This window comes from Chroococcidiopsis sp. SAG 2025, from assembly GCF_032860985.1.
In the GTDB taxonomy this organism is placed as follows: Bacteria; Cyanobacteriota; Cyanobacteriia; order Cyanobacteriales; family Chroococcidiopsidaceae; genus Chroococcidiopsis.
In genome coordinates this window covers 5,667,730-5,682,616 of sequence record NZ_JAOCNC010000001.1, presented here as the reverse complement: position 1 = coordinate 5,682,616, position 14,887 = coordinate 5,667,730, and the positions used below count along the sequence as shown (strand labels likewise).

Annotated in this window: 11 protein-coding genes, 2 tRNA genes and 2 rRNA genes; 7 read left to right on the top strand and 8 right to left on the bottom strand. The window is 46.2% G+C overall.

What is annotated here, in order from left to right; genetic code table 11:
• Positions 1–36: 36 nt before the first annotated feature.
• From N4J56_RS27885 to N4J56_RS27870, 4 genes are all read right to left on the bottom strand, one after another.
• Positions 37–2,920, bottom strand: a 23S ribosomal RNA gene (locus N4J56_RS27885).
• A gap of 216 nt (positions 2,921–3,136) precedes the next feature.
• Positions 3,137–3,210: transfer RNA gene (locus N4J56_RS27880), tRNA-Ile, on the bottom strand.
• A complete protein-coding gene (locus tag N4J56_RS27875; protein ID WP_317106981.1) occupies positions 3,188–3,343 on the bottom strand; it encodes a hypothetical protein in 156 nt (51 codons plus the stop codon). Before N4J56_RS27875 ends, N4J56_RS27880 begins: the two co-directional genes overlap by 23 nt.
• Before the next feature lie 51 nt (positions 3,344–3,394).
• Positions 3,395–4,889: ribosomal RNA gene (locus tag N4J56_RS27870) — 16S ribosomal RNA — on the bottom strand.
• Together the 16S and 23S rRNA genes with 1 tRNA gene alongside form the textbook arrangement of a ribosomal RNA operon.
• Before the next feature lie 269 nt (positions 4,890–5,158).
• On the opposite strand from N4J56_RS27870, the gene glyQ reads away from it, so the two are divergent.
• The 6 genes from glyQ (at position 5,159) to N4J56_RS27840 (ending at position 11,053) form a co-directional block, all read left to right on the top strand.
• Positions 5,159–6,037, top strand: a complete 879-nt coding sequence (gene glyQ, locus N4J56_RS27865) for a glycine--tRNA ligase subunit alpha (RefSeq protein ID WP_317109388.1) — start codon at positions 5,159–5,161, stop codon at positions 6,035–6,037.
• 7 nt (positions 6,038–6,044) lie between these two features.
• Positions 6,045–6,524, top strand: coding sequence for a DUF4079 domain-containing protein (locus tag N4J56_RS27860; protein WP_317109387.1), 480 nt, complete (start codon positions 6,045–6,047; stop codon positions 6,522–6,524).
• A 72-nt stretch (positions 6,525–6,596) separates the two neighbouring features.
• Entirely contained in the window at positions 6,597–7,367 is a 771-nt protein-coding gene (locus tag N4J56_RS27855; RefSeq protein ID WP_317109386.1) for an NYN domain-containing protein, read from the top strand.
• 17 nt (positions 7,368–7,384) lie between these two features.
• Positions 7,385–9,670 (top strand): ComEC/Rec2 family competence protein, encoded by a 2,286-nt coding sequence (locus tag N4J56_RS27850; RefSeq protein WP_317110723.1) that lies wholly within the window; start codon positions 7,385–7,387, stop codon positions 9,668–9,670.
• A gap of 41 nt (positions 9,671–9,711) precedes the next feature.
• Positions 9,712–9,798 (top strand) — tRNA-Ser (locus N4J56_RS27845).
• Positions 9,799–9,949: 151 nt separating this feature from the next.
• Entirely contained in the window at positions 9,950–11,053 is a 1,104-nt protein-coding gene (locus tag N4J56_RS27840) for a TRAP transporter substrate-binding protein (RefSeq protein WP_317109385.1), read from the top strand.
• Positions 11,054–11,158: 105 nt separating this feature from the next.
• Here N4J56_RS27840 and N4J56_RS27835 read toward each other — a convergent pair whose 3' ends face one another.
• Genes N4J56_RS27835 through rpmI form a run of 3 tightly spaced genes read right to left on the bottom strand, consistent with a single transcriptional unit; the run spans position 11,159 to position 12,604 of the window.
• Complete coding sequence (locus N4J56_RS27835; RefSeq protein ID WP_317109384.1) at positions 11,159–12,022, bottom strand: transporter substrate-binding domain-containing protein; 864 nt, start codon at positions 12,020–12,022, stop codon at positions 11,159–11,161.
• 10 nt (positions 12,023–12,032) lie between these two features.
• A complete protein-coding gene (rplT, locus tag N4J56_RS27830) occupies positions 12,033–12,386 on the bottom strand; it encodes a 50S ribosomal protein L20 (RefSeq protein ID WP_015156855.1) in 354 nt (117 codons plus the stop codon).
• Between the two features lie 20 nt (positions 12,387–12,406).
• Complete coding sequence (rpmI, locus tag N4J56_RS27825; protein ID WP_015156854.1) at positions 12,407–12,604, bottom strand: 50S ribosomal protein L35; 198 nt, start codon at positions 12,602–12,604, stop codon at positions 12,407–12,409.
• Positions 12,605–12,825: 221 nt separating this feature from the next.
• Between rpmI and N4J56_RS27820 the strand changes: the two genes are divergently transcribed.
• A complete protein-coding gene (locus tag N4J56_RS27820) occupies positions 12,826–14,025 on the top strand; it encodes a choice-of-anchor tandem repeat NxxGxxAF-containing protein (RefSeq protein ID WP_317109383.1) in 1,200 nt (399 codons plus the stop codon).
• Here the strand turns inward: N4J56_RS27820 and N4J56_RS27815 are convergent.
• Complete coding sequence (locus tag N4J56_RS27815; RefSeq protein WP_317109382.1) at positions 14,018–14,812, bottom strand: RNA methyltransferase; 795 nt, start codon at positions 14,810–14,812, stop codon at positions 14,018–14,020. The genes N4J56_RS27820 and N4J56_RS27815 overlap by 8 nt on opposite strands.
• Positions 14,813–14,887 lie beyond the last annotated feature (75 nt).

The window sequence follows — 14,887 nt, the reverse complement described above, 5'->3', positions numbered from 1 at the left end:
AAGAGAATTAAGTCGTGGGAGAAATTCCTCATTGCGGTGGTCAAGCCCTCGGTCTATTAGTATCAGTCGGCTGCATGCATTACTGCACTTCCACCACTGACCTATCAACCCATGTTCTGTGGGTGACCTTACTGAATTGACTTCATGAGAGTACTCATCTGGAGGTGGGCTTCCCACTTAGATGCTTTCAGCGGTTATCCGCTCCGAACTTGGCTACCCAGCGTTTACCGTTGGCACGATAACTGGTACACCAGCGGTTCGTCCTTCCCGGTCCTCTCGTACTAAGGAAGGCTCCTCGCAATACTCTAACGCCTGCACCGGATATGGACCGAACTGTCTCACGACGTTCTGAACCCAGCTCACGTACCGCTTTAATGGGCGAACAGCCCAACCCTTGGGACGTACTTCCGCCCCAGGTTGCGATGAGCCGACATCGAGGTGCCAAACCTCCCCGTCGATGTGGACTCTTGGGGGAGATCAGCCTGTTATCCCTAGAGTAACTTTTATCCGTTGAGCGACGGCGCTTCCACTCACTACCGTCGGATCACTAAGGCCGTGTTTCCACCCTGCGCGAGTTGTCACTCTTGCAGTCAAGCTCCCTTTTGCCTTTACACTCTGCGGCTGATTTCCAACCAGCCTGAGGGAACCTTTGCGCGCCTCCGTTACACTTTAGGAGGCGACCGCCCCAGTCAAACTGCCCACCTGAAACTGTTCCCCGACCGGAGTTACGGTCGTGGGTTAGAATTCTAGCCTCGCCAGAGTGGTATCTCACATTGCGGCTCCTTACTCCCCACAAGGAGTAATTCCACGCCTCCCACCTATTCTGCGCAAGCAAAGCCCGAACACCATTCCAGGCTACAGTAAAGCTTCATAGGGTCTTTCTGTCCAGGTGCAGGTAGTCCGTATCTTCACAGACATTCCTATTTCGCCGAGTCTCTCTCTGAGACACCATCCAGATCGTTACGCCTTTCGTGCGGGTCGGAACTTACCCGACAAGGAATTTCGCTACCTTAGGACCGTTATAGTTACGGCCGCCGTTCACCGGGGCTTCGGTCGCCAGCTTTAGGAACGAGTCCCTGACCGACTTCCTTAACCTTCCGGCACTGGGCAGGCGTCAGCCCCCATACTTCGTCTATTGACTTTGCGGAGACCTGTGTTTTTGGTAAACAGTCGCCTGGATCTCTTCACTGCGACCCAATTTCTTGGGCACCCCTTCTTCCGAAGTTACGGGGCCATGTTGCCGAGTTCCTTAGAGAGAGTTATCTCGCGCCCCTTAGTATTCTCTACCTCCCTACCTGTGTCGGTTTTGGGTACAGGTGTCGATTAGTTAACGTGTTTAGAGCTTTTCTTGGAAGCTTGACCGCTACCACTTCGGGTCCGTAGACCCTCGGTCTCTTAACCCCAGCTCGAAGCGTTTTCGCCGCTTCTCATCGCCTCGGTTAATTGCGCCGATAACCAACATTCGGCTGGTGCGTGCCTTCTCCGTCCCTCTGCACAACTAATCTTCAGTACGGGATTGTTCGCCCGTTGTCCATCGACTACGCCGTTCGGCCTCGCCTTAGGTCCTGACTAACCCTCCACGGACGAGCCTTGTGGAGGAACCCTTAGGGTTTCGGGGTATTGGATTCTCACCAATATTTGCGCTACTCAAGCCGACATTCTCACTTCTGCTTCGTCCACACCTGCTTGCCGCTAGTGCTTCACCCTATCGCAGAACGCTCCCCTACCACTTGTATCGCTACAAGTCCGCAGCTTCGGTACAAAGTTTAGTCCCGTTCATTTTCGGCGCAGGAGCGCTTGACCAGTGAGCTATTACGCACTCTTTCAAGGATGGCTGCTTCTAGGCAAACCTCCTGGTTGTCTGTGCACTCCCACCTCCTTTGCCACTTAACTTTGATTTGGGGACCTTAGCTGGCGGTCTGGGCTGTTTCCCTCTTGACGATGAAGCTTATCCCCCACCGTCTCACTAGTAAGATTGTTGCTGGTATTCTGAGTTTGTCTCGATTTGGTACAGCTTGAGGCCGCCCGCACCGAAACAGTGCTTTACCCCCAGCAATTATTACTTACCGCTGCGCCTCAACACATTTCGGGGAGAACCAGCTAGCTCTGGGTTCGATTGGCATTTCACCCCTAACCACAGCTCATCCGCCGATTTTTCAACATCGGTCGGTGCGGACCTCCACTTGGTGTTACCCAAGCTTCATCCTGGCCATGGTTAGATCACCCAGGTTCGGGTCTATATACACTGATAAATTCGCCCACTTCAGACTCGCTTTCGCTGTGGCTATCAGCCATACCAGTGACTATAACTCGCCGGCTCATTCTTCAACAGGCACGCGGTCGGACGTTGAATCATCCTTCCACTGCTTGTCAACTGACGGTTTCATGTTCTATTTCACTCCCCTTATCGGGGTTCTTTTCACCTTTCCCTCGCGGTACTGTTGCTCTATCGCTCACGCAGTAGTATTTAGCCTTACCGAGTGGTCTCGGCTGATTCACTAGGGATTTCCCGTGTCCCTAGCTACTCGGGATTCAGCTAGTATCACTTCAACTTTCGACTACGGGACTATCACCCTCTTTGGTGCGATTTGTCAATCGCTTCGTCTAGCCTCGTGCTTCCATGTCGCTGTCCCACTACCCCAGAATACCAAGTACTCTGGTTTAGGCTCTTCTCCTTTCGCTCACCACTACTGGGAGAATCTCGTTTGATTTCTTTTCCTCCAGCTACTAAGATGTTTCAGTTGGCTGGGTTGGCTCATACCTGTCTATGGATTCAACAGGCTGTACATTGGGGTTGCCCCATTCGGATATCTTCGGCTCATTGCTTGCTGCCAGCTCCCCGAAGCTTTTCGTCGGTCGCCACGTCCTTCTTCGCCTCTGCGTGTCTAGGTATCCACCGTCAGCTGTGTTTCGCTTGACCAGTAATTTCGCAAATACTTGGTTTTCTACCTGACTTTATCTCTTGTCTCTATGCAGTTTTCAAGGTGCTCGCTGGAATCTACCCAGCAGTTGTCCGCCCAGCAGACAGTGCTGAATTTTGCCCAACTTGACTAGTCTATCATCTTCCGTTCATCTTGCCACAAGTTGTCTGTGCTACTTTCGACTTGTGCACTCTCAATTCTGAGTTCTGTTGAGGTGGGCCATCCTGGACTCGAACCAGGGACCTCACCCTTATCAGGGGTGCGCTCTAACCACCTGAGCTAATAGCCCCTACTGGTGGTAACACTCTTACCGAACCAGTTCTAGTTTGAAAGCGTTGCTTCACTCGAGCTGTTTTGTCGGTGTCGTCCGACCTCGGGATATCCTCAGTTTCCAGCTCTTGTCCGGCAGTACCGTGACGCATCTTACTGGTCGCTGGTCGCTGGTTACTGGTTACTGAAGTTGGTCTCCCTGTAAAGGAGGTGATCCAGCCACACCTTCCGGTACGGCTACCTTGTTACGACTTCACCCCAGTCATCAGCCCTGCCTTCGGCATCCTCCTCCACAAGTGGTTAGAGTAATGACTTCGGGCGTGGCCAACTTCCATGGTGTGACGGGCGGTGTGTACAAGGCCCGGGAACGTATTCACCGCCGTATGGCTGACCGGCGATTACTAGCGATTCCGCCTTCACGCAGGCGAGTTGCAGCCTGCGATCTGAACTGAGCTACGGTTTGCTGGGCTTTGCTCCCCATCGCTGGTTGGCTTCCCGTTGTCCGTAGCATTGTAGTACGTGTGTCGCCCAGGACGTAAGGGGCATGCTGACTTGACGTCATCCCCACCTTCCTCCGGTTTGTCACCGGCAGTCTGTCTAGAGTGCCCAACTGAATGATGGCAACTAAACACGAGGGTTGCGCTCGTTGCGGGACTTAACCCAACATCTCACGACACGAGCTGACGACAGCCATGCACCACCTGTGTTCTGGCTCCTTTCGGCACCCATGAGTTTCCCCACGGTTCCAGACATGTCAAGCCCTGGTAAGGTTCTTCGCGTTGCATCGAATTAAACCACATACTCCACCGCTTGTGCGGGCCCCCGTCAATTCCTTTGAGTTTCACACTTGCGTGCGTACTCCCCAGGCGGGATACTTAACGCGTTGGCTCCGGCACTCCTCGGGTCGATACGAGAAACGCCTAGTATCCATCGTTTACGGCTAGGACTACTGGGGTATCTAATCCCATTCGCTCCCCTAGCTTTCGTCCCTCAGTGTCAGTTGCAACCTAGTAGAGCGCTTTCGCCACTGGTGTTCTTCCCGATCTCTACGCATTTCACCGCTACACCGGGAATTCCCTCTACCCCTATTGCTCTCTAGCTCACCAGTTTCCACCGCCTCTTCCCAGTTAAGCTGGGGGCTTTGACAGCAGACTTGATGTGCCACCTGCGGACGCTTTACGCCCAATCATTCCGGATAACGCTTGCATCCTCCGTATTACCGCGGCTGCTGGCACGGAGTTAGCCGATGCTGATTCCTCAGGTACCGTCATTGATTCTTCCCTGAGAAAAGAGGTTTACGACCCAAGAGCCTTCCTCCCTCACGCGGTATTGCTCCGTCAGGCTTTCGCCCATTGCGGAAAATTCCCCACTGCTGCCTCCCGTAGGAGTCTGGGCCGTGTCTCAGTCCCAGTGTGGCCGGTCGTCCTCTCAAACCGGCTACCGATCGCAGCCTTGGTAGGCTCTTACCCCACCAACTAGCTAATCGGTCGCGAGCTCCTCTTTTGGCTATACAATATTTCACCTTGCGGCACATCCGGTCTTAGCTGCCGTTTCCAGCAGTTGTCCCCGTCCAAAAGGCAGATTCTCACGCGTTACTCACCCGTCCGCCACTAGAAGTCCGAAAACTTCCCGTTCGACTTGCATGTGTTAAGCATACCGCCAGCGTTCATCCTGAGCCAGGATCAAACTCTCCGTTTTTTTCCTTAACTCAACATATGTTTCTTCTAATTCGACACCAACTCTCTTGTGCTATTGGCGCTTTCAAACTATACTCTTTTCTAGGTTCGGTCGCCTTTTGGAAGGTCGCTTCGCGTCCCTCTCTCTTCCGGCGCTTTACTAATCTAGCAATCCCTCCCATTTTTTGTCAACTAGTTGGCAAAAAAAACTTTTCGCTCGCTCCAGACTGTTGATATGGCAGAGTTTAAGCGACAATGACATATGCATTGTGCTGCTGAGGAACGAGACTTGTGAACTTTCAATCAGTGATTGCTGTACTACATAAGTTTTGGGGCGATCGCGGTTGCTTGATTGCCCAACCCTATGACACGGAGAAAGGTGCAGGTACGAAGAACCCCCACACTTTTTTAAGAGCCTTGGGACCTGAACCGTGGTCAGTTGCTTATATTGAGCCTTGCCGTCGTCCTACAGATGGACGCTACGGAGAAAATCCCAATCGCTTTCAACACTACTATCAATACCAAGTGTTGATTAAACCTTCTCCTGAAAACATACAAGGTATATATCTCGATTCTTTGAGAGCTTTGGGTATCCACCCAGAAGATCATGATATTCGTTTTGTAGAAGATAACTGGGAAGATGCAACTGTGGGTGCTTGGGGTACTGGCTGGGAAGTTTGGCTTGACGGGATGGAAATTACTCAATTTACCTACTTTCAACAGTGTGGGGGGATTGATTGTCGTCCTGTTTCAATTGAAATTACCTACGGCTTGGAACGACTAGCCATGTACCTCCAGGGAGTAGAGGCGTTTACCAAGTTGAAATGGACGGACGATATTACCTACGGGGACGTTCATCTCCAAGGAGAAATCGAGCAGTGTACGTATAACTTTGAAGCCTCTAACCCTGAAATGTTGCTGACGCTGTTTAATATGTACGAGCAGGAAGCAGAACAGCTAACTCAAAGAGCATTGGTTTTACCTAGCTTGGATTACATTCTGAAGTGTTCTCACACCTTTAACCTAATAGATGCTAGGGGAGTGATTTCTGTCACGGAACGGACTCGTTACATTGGTAGAATTCGGCATTTGGCAAGAAAAGTTGCTCAACTATACATCCAGCAACGAGAAGCATTAGGATTTCCACTGTTGCACAAAGCAAAAGGATAGAAGACTAATGGGTAATCTGAGGGATCTATTGGAACCGATCGCCGCTTGGTTTCGCAGTTTAGGCATTCCAGAACCAATCGTACACTGGGGACATCCCTTAATGATGGGAATTGTCGTGTTTGTGATGGGTAGTTTTGTTGGATTTGCGGGATGGCGTAGCAGAATAGTTGCAGATCGAGACGTTGCAACGGAAAGTGCGATCGCTCACCGCACTCTAGCACCTTGGATGTTTGGTTTTATGGCGGCTGGCTATACGGGTGGCTTGCTGTCACTGGTAATGCAGCAACAACCAATATTGAAAAGTCCTCATTTTTGGACTGGATCGATTGTACTATTGCTGTTGCTGCTAAATGGAGCGTTAGCATTATTAGGTTTTGGCAAGGAAAAAGGTACTTTACGCACAGTTCACGCTTACTTGGGTAGTACGGCGCTTTGTCTAATGTTCCTCCATGCTGTTTTAGGGTTAAGGCTGGGTTTAGCAATTTAATCGCTTTGTGAATAAAGTTCACTTGGTGGGAATCATAAGATAATGAAAATCTGAGTTCTACCAAAGTGAACTATGCAGGGAGAATTACCATTTAGAGCGACTAGGCTGGCTGTATTAATTGATGCTGATAATGCTAATGCCAACTTAGTTGAGCCTCTACTCAAAGAAATTGCGAAATATGGTACTGCTAATGTTAAACGAATTTATGGTGATTGGACGCGACCGCAACTGAGTAGCTGGAAAGATAAGCTGCATAAATTTGTCATACAACCCATACAACAGTTTAGTTACACATCAGGCAAGAATGCAACTGATAGTGCATTAATTATTGATGCAATGGATCTGCTATACACTAGCAATTTTGATGGTTTTTGTATTGTTTCAAGTGATAGTGATTTTACTAAACTAGCTTGCAGAATTCGAGAGTCTGGATTATTTGTATATGGCTTTGGTGAGAAAAAGACTCCTGAACCTTTTCAAAAAGCTTGTGATAAGTTTACTTATACAGAAAACTTAGAAGAATTAGAAGAAAAAGAAGGGCAAAAATCAGAGCTTTCCTCAACAGAAAGAAAAGCACAAAGTAGTGCGAAACTTAAGCAAAATCAGAAACTAGTAAATCTTGTTAAAACCGCTTATGATTCTATTACCGAAGAGGAAGGCTGGGCGAGTCTAGGAGAACTGGGAATTCAACTTAACAAGTTAGATTCATCTTTTGATTCTAGAAATTATGGTTATAAAAAGCTTGGAGAATTGATTCGAGCAATTGATATATTTGAAATTAATACAATACCGCATGAAAAAAATCCAGCAGTTAAAGCTTTATATATTAAATTAAAAAATTAAGTAAATATTCATTCTTGATGACTCCGATTACTGGTGTTCTACTCTGTCTTGCTTACATTTTAGGTTTATTGTCTACAGCGATTGCATGGGGAGGCTGTGGATTACTGGTTATAGGAATTATAGTAACAGTATTAGCTAGTTTTGGTAGAAGAAGTATTTACAGAAATAAACTTCCGAATAACTTTTGGCAAGTCAAGCCGCAAATATGGTTATTAGCTGGTTTAATTGGTTTTAGTGCAACTATATATATTCAAATAAGAACGCCCTATCCTGGTGAGAATGATATTAGCAAGGTTATAGCTACTAATGCCCAAAATCCAGTACAAGTTGTCACTGTTCAGGGAACAATTACTAGTACACCACGTTTAACGAGAAGCCAGCGATCGCAATTTTGGCTAGAACCGTTTTATTTAAATATTGACAACGATATTAGTAAAGATGTAACTGGTAAATTATATACAACTGTACCTTTATTACAAGCAACTGGATTGCATGAAGGGTCAAGAATTACTGTCACAGGAATTTTATATAAACCTAAATCAGCAAATAACCCAAGAGGATTTAATTTTCAAGCTTATCTAGCCAGAGAGGGTAGTTTTGCTGGTTTGAAAGGAAAAGAAGTTAGTTTAATTGACTCAGATATCAATCAGAATACCAACAATTGGGGATGGTGGGCAGTCAGACAAAAAATTCTTCGTTCTCAGGTACACTTGTTAGGCGTACCAGAAGGAGTTTTAGTGAGTGCGATGGTTTTAGGAAACCGCGTAGTTGACTTACCATCTTCTGTTAGTGACTCATTTATTCGAGTTGGTCTAGCTCATGCCTTGGCTGCATCTGGTTTTCAAGTATCTTTAATTTTAGGAGTTGTCTTAGCGATCGCTCAACGTTTTTCTAATCGACTTCAATTTATCATTGGAGTATCGGCACTACTAATTTTTCTTGGTCTTACAGGTTTACAACCATCAGTATTAAGAGCAGTTATTATGGGAATTGGTGCTTTAACTGCTCTAGCGTTGGAACGGAAAGTTAAACCTTTAGGCTTAATTTTATTAGCTGCTGCTGTGTTATTAACTGTAAATCCAAATTGGATTTGGGATTTAGGTTTTGAGTTTAGCTTTTTAGCAACTTTGGGATTAATAGTAACAGTGCCAGCTTCGATCAAAAAACTAGATTGGCTACCACCTGCGATCGCTACTTTAATCGCAGTGCCAATTTCAGCTTATATTTGGACGATTCCGCTACAAATATATAATTTTGGCTTAATTTCTCCTTATAGTATTTTAGTTAATATGATAACGACAATACCAGTTTCAATTATTAGCTTAGGAGCTTTTATCAGTGCGATCGCAGCGTTAATTCATCCAGCTATGGGGAGTGCTTTAGCTTGGTTATTATATTATCCAGCTTATTACCTCATGGAACTCGTCGATTTTTTTGCTGGACTGCCAGGAGCAGCAACCGCTGTAGGAATCATATCCCCGTTACAGCTCGTAATAATATATGGGTTATTTATCTTAACTTGCATTCAAAAATGGTGGCAGAAAAAATGGTGGTTTGTAGTGCCGATCGTGATTAGCTTGGTATTCATTCCAGTTTGGCAAACTCAAGCGAGCTTATTCCGAGTTACAGTTTTAGCAGTAGGAAAAGAACCTGTTTTAGTAATACAAGATCGTAGTAAAGTTTTACTATTGAATAGTGGAAATGAAACTACTTCTAGGTTTACAGTTTTACCTTTTTTACAACAACAAGGAATTAATCAGCTTGATTGGGCAGTAGCAGCAGAGCCTAATTCGATAAATAGCCTCAACGATTGGTCGTTGCTTTTGCAAAATTTATCAGTTAAAAACTTTTATAATTGCCCTAGTCGCGATCGCAATACAACAATTACTTCCAAACTATCCAATATAAACTGCCAGCAGTTACTTCCAGATCGAGAAATATCTACAGGTTCGATGCTAATTAAGCTACTCAATGCCCAACAACAGATTTTACAGATGCAGATCCAAGATAAGACATGGCTAATTTTAGGGGAAAGAGAGATAGGGAAAGCGAATGAGAGATTGCCACATGCTCAGGTATTGGTATGGTCGGGAGAGAAACTAGATTCTAGCTTGATTGCAGCAGTAAAGCCGGAAGTAGCGATCGCCTCTAGTGCTAAACTCGATCCGAAGACGATGGCTGAATTGCAACAAGGCAAAACTAAAGTGTTCTTGACGGGAAGAGACGGTGCAGTGCAGTGGACACCCAAAGGTAAGTTTGAGATTGCTGTAGAAACAGTTGAAGACAAGGCATCTGCACTGTAAAATGGTATTCTTGTCTAAAATAGAGCAAGACTATCTCCTATGGAGAGGTGGCAGAGTGGTTGAATGCGGCTGACTCGAAATCAGTTTTGGGGTCAAACCCAACGGAGGTTCGAATCCTCTCCTCTCCGTTTCTAAATTAATAAACGCGATCGCGCCACAGAGATAACGAGCTGGCGTGGTACGATCGTCATGCTTTTAAGTCAAATGTGCCATCGGTGACAAAACCAACAGCACCATGACAAATTCTCAATTTTTAGAGCAACAATTTTTAGATCAACAATGAAACGGCGACGATTTATTGCCAAAACGACTACGGCTGCTGCTACCACCACAGCTTTAGGTGCTTGCGTCCGCGTGCAAACCAATAACGCCCAGCAAGCAGGTGCTTTACCGAAGGTACGATGGCGCATGGCTACAAGTTGGCCTAAAGCTTTGGGGATTTTCGGTGGTGCGGAAACCTTCAGCAAGCGCGTGCAGGAAATGTCAAATGGGCGGTTTATCATCACGCCATTTGTAGCAGGAGAATTAGTCCCAGGATTGCAAGTTCTAGATGCAGTCCAAGCAGGAACGGTTGAATGCGGTCATACTGCAGGTTACTACTATATTGGTAAAAATGCTGCCCTTGCCTTTGCCACATCCGTACCGTTTGGACTAACTGCCCAGCAGCAGAATGCTTGGTTGTATCACGGTGGTGGTTTGGAAGCAATGCAAAAGCTTTATGCTGATTTCAACGTGATTAATTTTCCGGCTGGTAACTCTGGGGCGCAAATGGGTGGCTGGTTCAAGCGAGAAATTAAATCAGTTGCCGACTTGAACGGTTTAAAGATGAGAATTCCTGGCTTGGGAGGTCAGGTGATGTCACGCTTGGGCGTGAACGTGCAGGTGTTACCTGGCGGAGAGATTTATCTAGCACTAGACCGAGGTGCGATCGATGCAGCAGAATGGGTTGGTCCTTACGATGATGAAAAATTAGGTCTCAATAAGGCAGCAAAGTTTTATTACTACCCGGGTTGGTGGGAACCAGGACCAACTTGGGAAGTATTAGTCAATCGTGCTGCTTGGGATAAGCTGCCAAAGGAATATCAAGAAATTCTCAAGAGTGCTGCTACAGATGCCAATATGGATAATTTGGCTCAATACAATGCTTTAAATGGGGCAGCATTAGACCGGCTCGTGAAGGGGGGAACAAGGCTAACTCCTTATACTAAGGAAATTATGCAAGCAGCACAAAAGGCAACCACCGATTTGTTGTCTGAAAATGCTACTAAAGATGCGACTTTTAAACAGATTTACCAGCAATGGGATGCGTTTCGCGCCCAAGTTTATAGGTGGAATGAGATTAATGAGTTGAGTTTTACTAGTTTTACATTTCCATCTGTTTGATTTAGTATTAAGCAAACGGCGGTTAAAACCACATCTACACAGACGAAACCTGCCTGCGCAGGTTAAAACTCAATTTTGCTCTATAGATTGCTGAAATTATCTGTCTTAGTTTCGAGAGGATTTAGTCTTCATTCCCGATCGCGCGGCATTATCTATGGGTAAGCCCCAAAATTCTGCCCGTTGTCGCAGCCAACCCTCTTTAATATAACGGGCGATCGCAGCGTTGACTTGTTGTCGCAAGCTGTCGTATTGCAATCCTTTTGGCATGACTACAGCTAACGGTTCGGCTGACAATAATGTCGGTAGAATCTCATACTGGGGATATTCTCGCACCCAACCGCTCAACACGCTGGCATCGGCTGTAAAGGCGGCTGCTATGCCAGACTCTAGCAATGCGTGCGCTTGTTGATAGGAATCAACTCCCAAGAGCTGCACTTGCGGTAATAAATACTTTACTGTAGGAATTGTGGAAGAACCTTTGAGGACGGCAACTGTTTTCTTGGCAACATCGTTGAGACTTTCTGCTGTTGCTTTTTTAGCAATTATTGCCGCACCATCCATGTAGTAAGGCGGACTGAAACTAACTAAACGCGATCGCGAATCTGTAGCTGTGACTTGGGCGATCGCTAAATCGACTTTATCTTCCATTACCGCATTGAGGCGATCGCGGTTTGCAACTGGAATAAATTTTACTGCTGCTGGGTTTCCCAGTAAATCTGCTGCTAATTTTTGAGCAAGTTCGATTTCCAATCCTCGCAACTTTCCTTGTCGATCGCGAAAGCCTAGAGGAGGTAAATTATCTTTTACAGCCACTAAAAGATAACCTCGCTGTTGAATTTCTTTAAATTCGGCGGCGTTGCTTTTAGAAGTAAAAGGGTAAAGGGTAAAGGTTAAAGGGAAGAGTAGAAGAAAGAAGTACAAACAGTTTCCGATCGTTCTACTTGCCTTCATTCTGCCTTCATCCTTCATCCTTTATCCTTTATTTTGCTTGATTTGCGAGTTCTGCAACTTTAGCAAAGCTAGCTGGGTCGAGAACTGCCAATTGTGCCAACATTTTACGGTTAATTTGAATCTCAGCTTTCTTGAGATTCCCCATCAATTGACTGTAGCTCATCCCGTGCTGTCTTGCCGCTGCATTAATCCGCACGATCCACAAACGACGGAAATCGCGCTTGCGCTTGCGGCGATCGCGGTAGGCACTCCGCAATGCTTTCATCACTTGCTGATTTGCCGTGCGGAACAGAGTCGAGTGAGAACCGCGAAATCCTTTCGCGAGTTTGAGAATTTTTTTGCGGCGTTTGCGGGCAACGTTACCGCGTTTTACCCTGGTCATGAATAGAATTCCTTAGTAACTTACAAATAAGGGAGCATCATCCGAACGTTTTGCTCGTCGCGTTCGTGTACGAGTGCTGCTTTTGAGAGACGATTCTTTCTAGCAGTCGTTTTCTTTTCCAAAATGTGATTTTTGAAAGCTTTACGACGCACGATCTTACCAGTGCCTGTGGCACGGAACCGCTTTGCCGCTGCTTTGCGAGTTTTCAGTTTAGGCATGAACTAGCTCTGATTCGACACAATCCATTAATATAGCATCTTTCATATTTCTTCTACTGTAAATTTTTATATGAAGTTGTGGGAGTTCGTTTAGGATGTATTGACGATCGCGCCCTGGCTGAGTTTTAACAAAATAGCTGAAATTTCAAACGGTTGACAGTTGATGGTTGACAGCGATGAAATTTCGTGAGTTTTGTCTTCTTTTTCAACGCTAGATAGTTATGAAGTTAAAAAGTTGTATTGCAGCAGCAGCTATTGGTCTGAGTTTGAGCTTAATCGATAATGGAGCGATTGCGGTCAAGTCTTCCAAGTACGCTTACCAAAAGATGGCTGATACGAGCGGTTCTTTTAACAGCTTTGGATTGCCTGTTATCAACAATGCTGGAACCGTTGCCTTTAGTGCCACTACGAACGGAGCATTAGGAGCATACACCAGTACGGGCAAGACCATAACAACGATTGCCGAAAACGTTGGTTTGTATGAAAGTATCGGTAGTCCCATCGCTATTAACGATACTGGAACCGTTGCTTTTGTTGCCACACCAGCACGGGGAGCTACCACCACGGAGTATTCGACAGAAACGATTTTTACTAGTACAAATGGTAAGGTAACTCAGGTTCCTGCTTACAAGCCATCACCAGAGAGTGGCTATCCTTCTTACGATCGCATTGTATCTCTGGCACTCAACAACAGAGGCATTATTGCTTATGTCGCGCAAAATATGCGTGGTGTTGGCGTATTGAGTAGTGATGGTAGCTTGATTGCTGAAGCCAATGATGCCAGATTGTCCACTGTCGATTCAGCCAATATTAACGATCGCGGCACGGTAGTTTATAGATCTCAAAATGGTTTTGAGTTTAATATTCTCGCTAATAAAGGCACAATAATCAAAACTTTAACTAGCACTACTTATCCTCTGTATGTCATGGCTCCTAAGAGCGGCGCTTTCTCACCCTCGCTCAATAACCGAGGAACGGTTGCATATGTTGCTTTGGAAATCAAACCGACAAGCGAATACACGGCTGAGTTTAATCCTGCTAAGGCAGCAATCTTGAAGAATAACGGCACTAAAATAACTACTGTTGCCGATACTAACGGAGCCTACAGCAGCTTTAGCAGTGGAAGCAATTTTAATTTTGCCGCCGTACCCCCTGCCATTAACGATCGCGGTACGGTTGCATTTTTTGCGCAACTAGATACAGGTGGCGAAGGAATTTTTATCGGTGCCGATCCTGTCAAACATAAAGTTATTGCTACTGGTGATTCTTTATTTGGTTATATGGTACAAAGTGTTGCTCTATCTACAGATGGAATCAACGATTTCGGTCAGGTAACTTTTATTGCCAGACTAGCTAACGGTACAGAAGTCATCGTCCGTGCCGATCCGCTTGGTACTGGCTGCAATTGTTTTATTAAATAGGCTCTATCTGTTGCTGCGATCGCTGTCGTTGTGCTTCGTATAACAGCAACGCTGCTGCAATTCCCACATTCAACGACTCTACCCCCGCACAGAGGGGAATTTGCACCTGTAGATTTGTCATTGCCGCTAGATCTGCTGACAACCCCGCTCCCTCATTTCCCAAAAGAATGACACTCGGACGCTGCCAGTCTACTTCCCAATATGTCATCTTTGCTGTAGGCAAAGTCGCGATCGCTTGCATTCCTGCTGCCTGACACTGGAGTACAGTTTGCCGCAGATCTTGACTCACGACCATCGGCAATCGAAACCACTGCCCAGCGGAAGCTCGTAACACCTTGGGATTGTCTAAATCTACACTATCCCTACTCAACCACAGCCCCGATGCACCAGCCGCCGCCGCCGTACGAATTATCGTTCCCAAATTCCCAGGATCTTGCAGCGTCTCTAAAGCTAAACTGATGCCTGTATGGGGTACTTCTCGCCCTTGCTGCCTGGTTGCCGTCGCTACAACTCCATCAGGATTGATTGTAGTTGCGATCGCCTGCAAAATCTCTGGAGTGACAAATTCTATCCGCGATCCCGACTGACTAATCTGTTGCCAAAGCTGTTGATGGTTCTCCTGCCATTGGGAAGTACAACAGACACATTCTAAGGGATACTTCGCTGCATAAGCCTCCTCTAACAAATGCGTTCCTTCCAAGAGAAAAACACCCTGTTGCGATCGCTGTTTGGCAGAGTGCAGCTTTCGCATCTGCTTAACCAGAGGATTTTGCAAACTCGCGAGCATATATAAAATCTACTATTGACGATTCAAAGCTATCGTGGTAGTAATTAACTGCCAACTAGATTCACAGGACATATA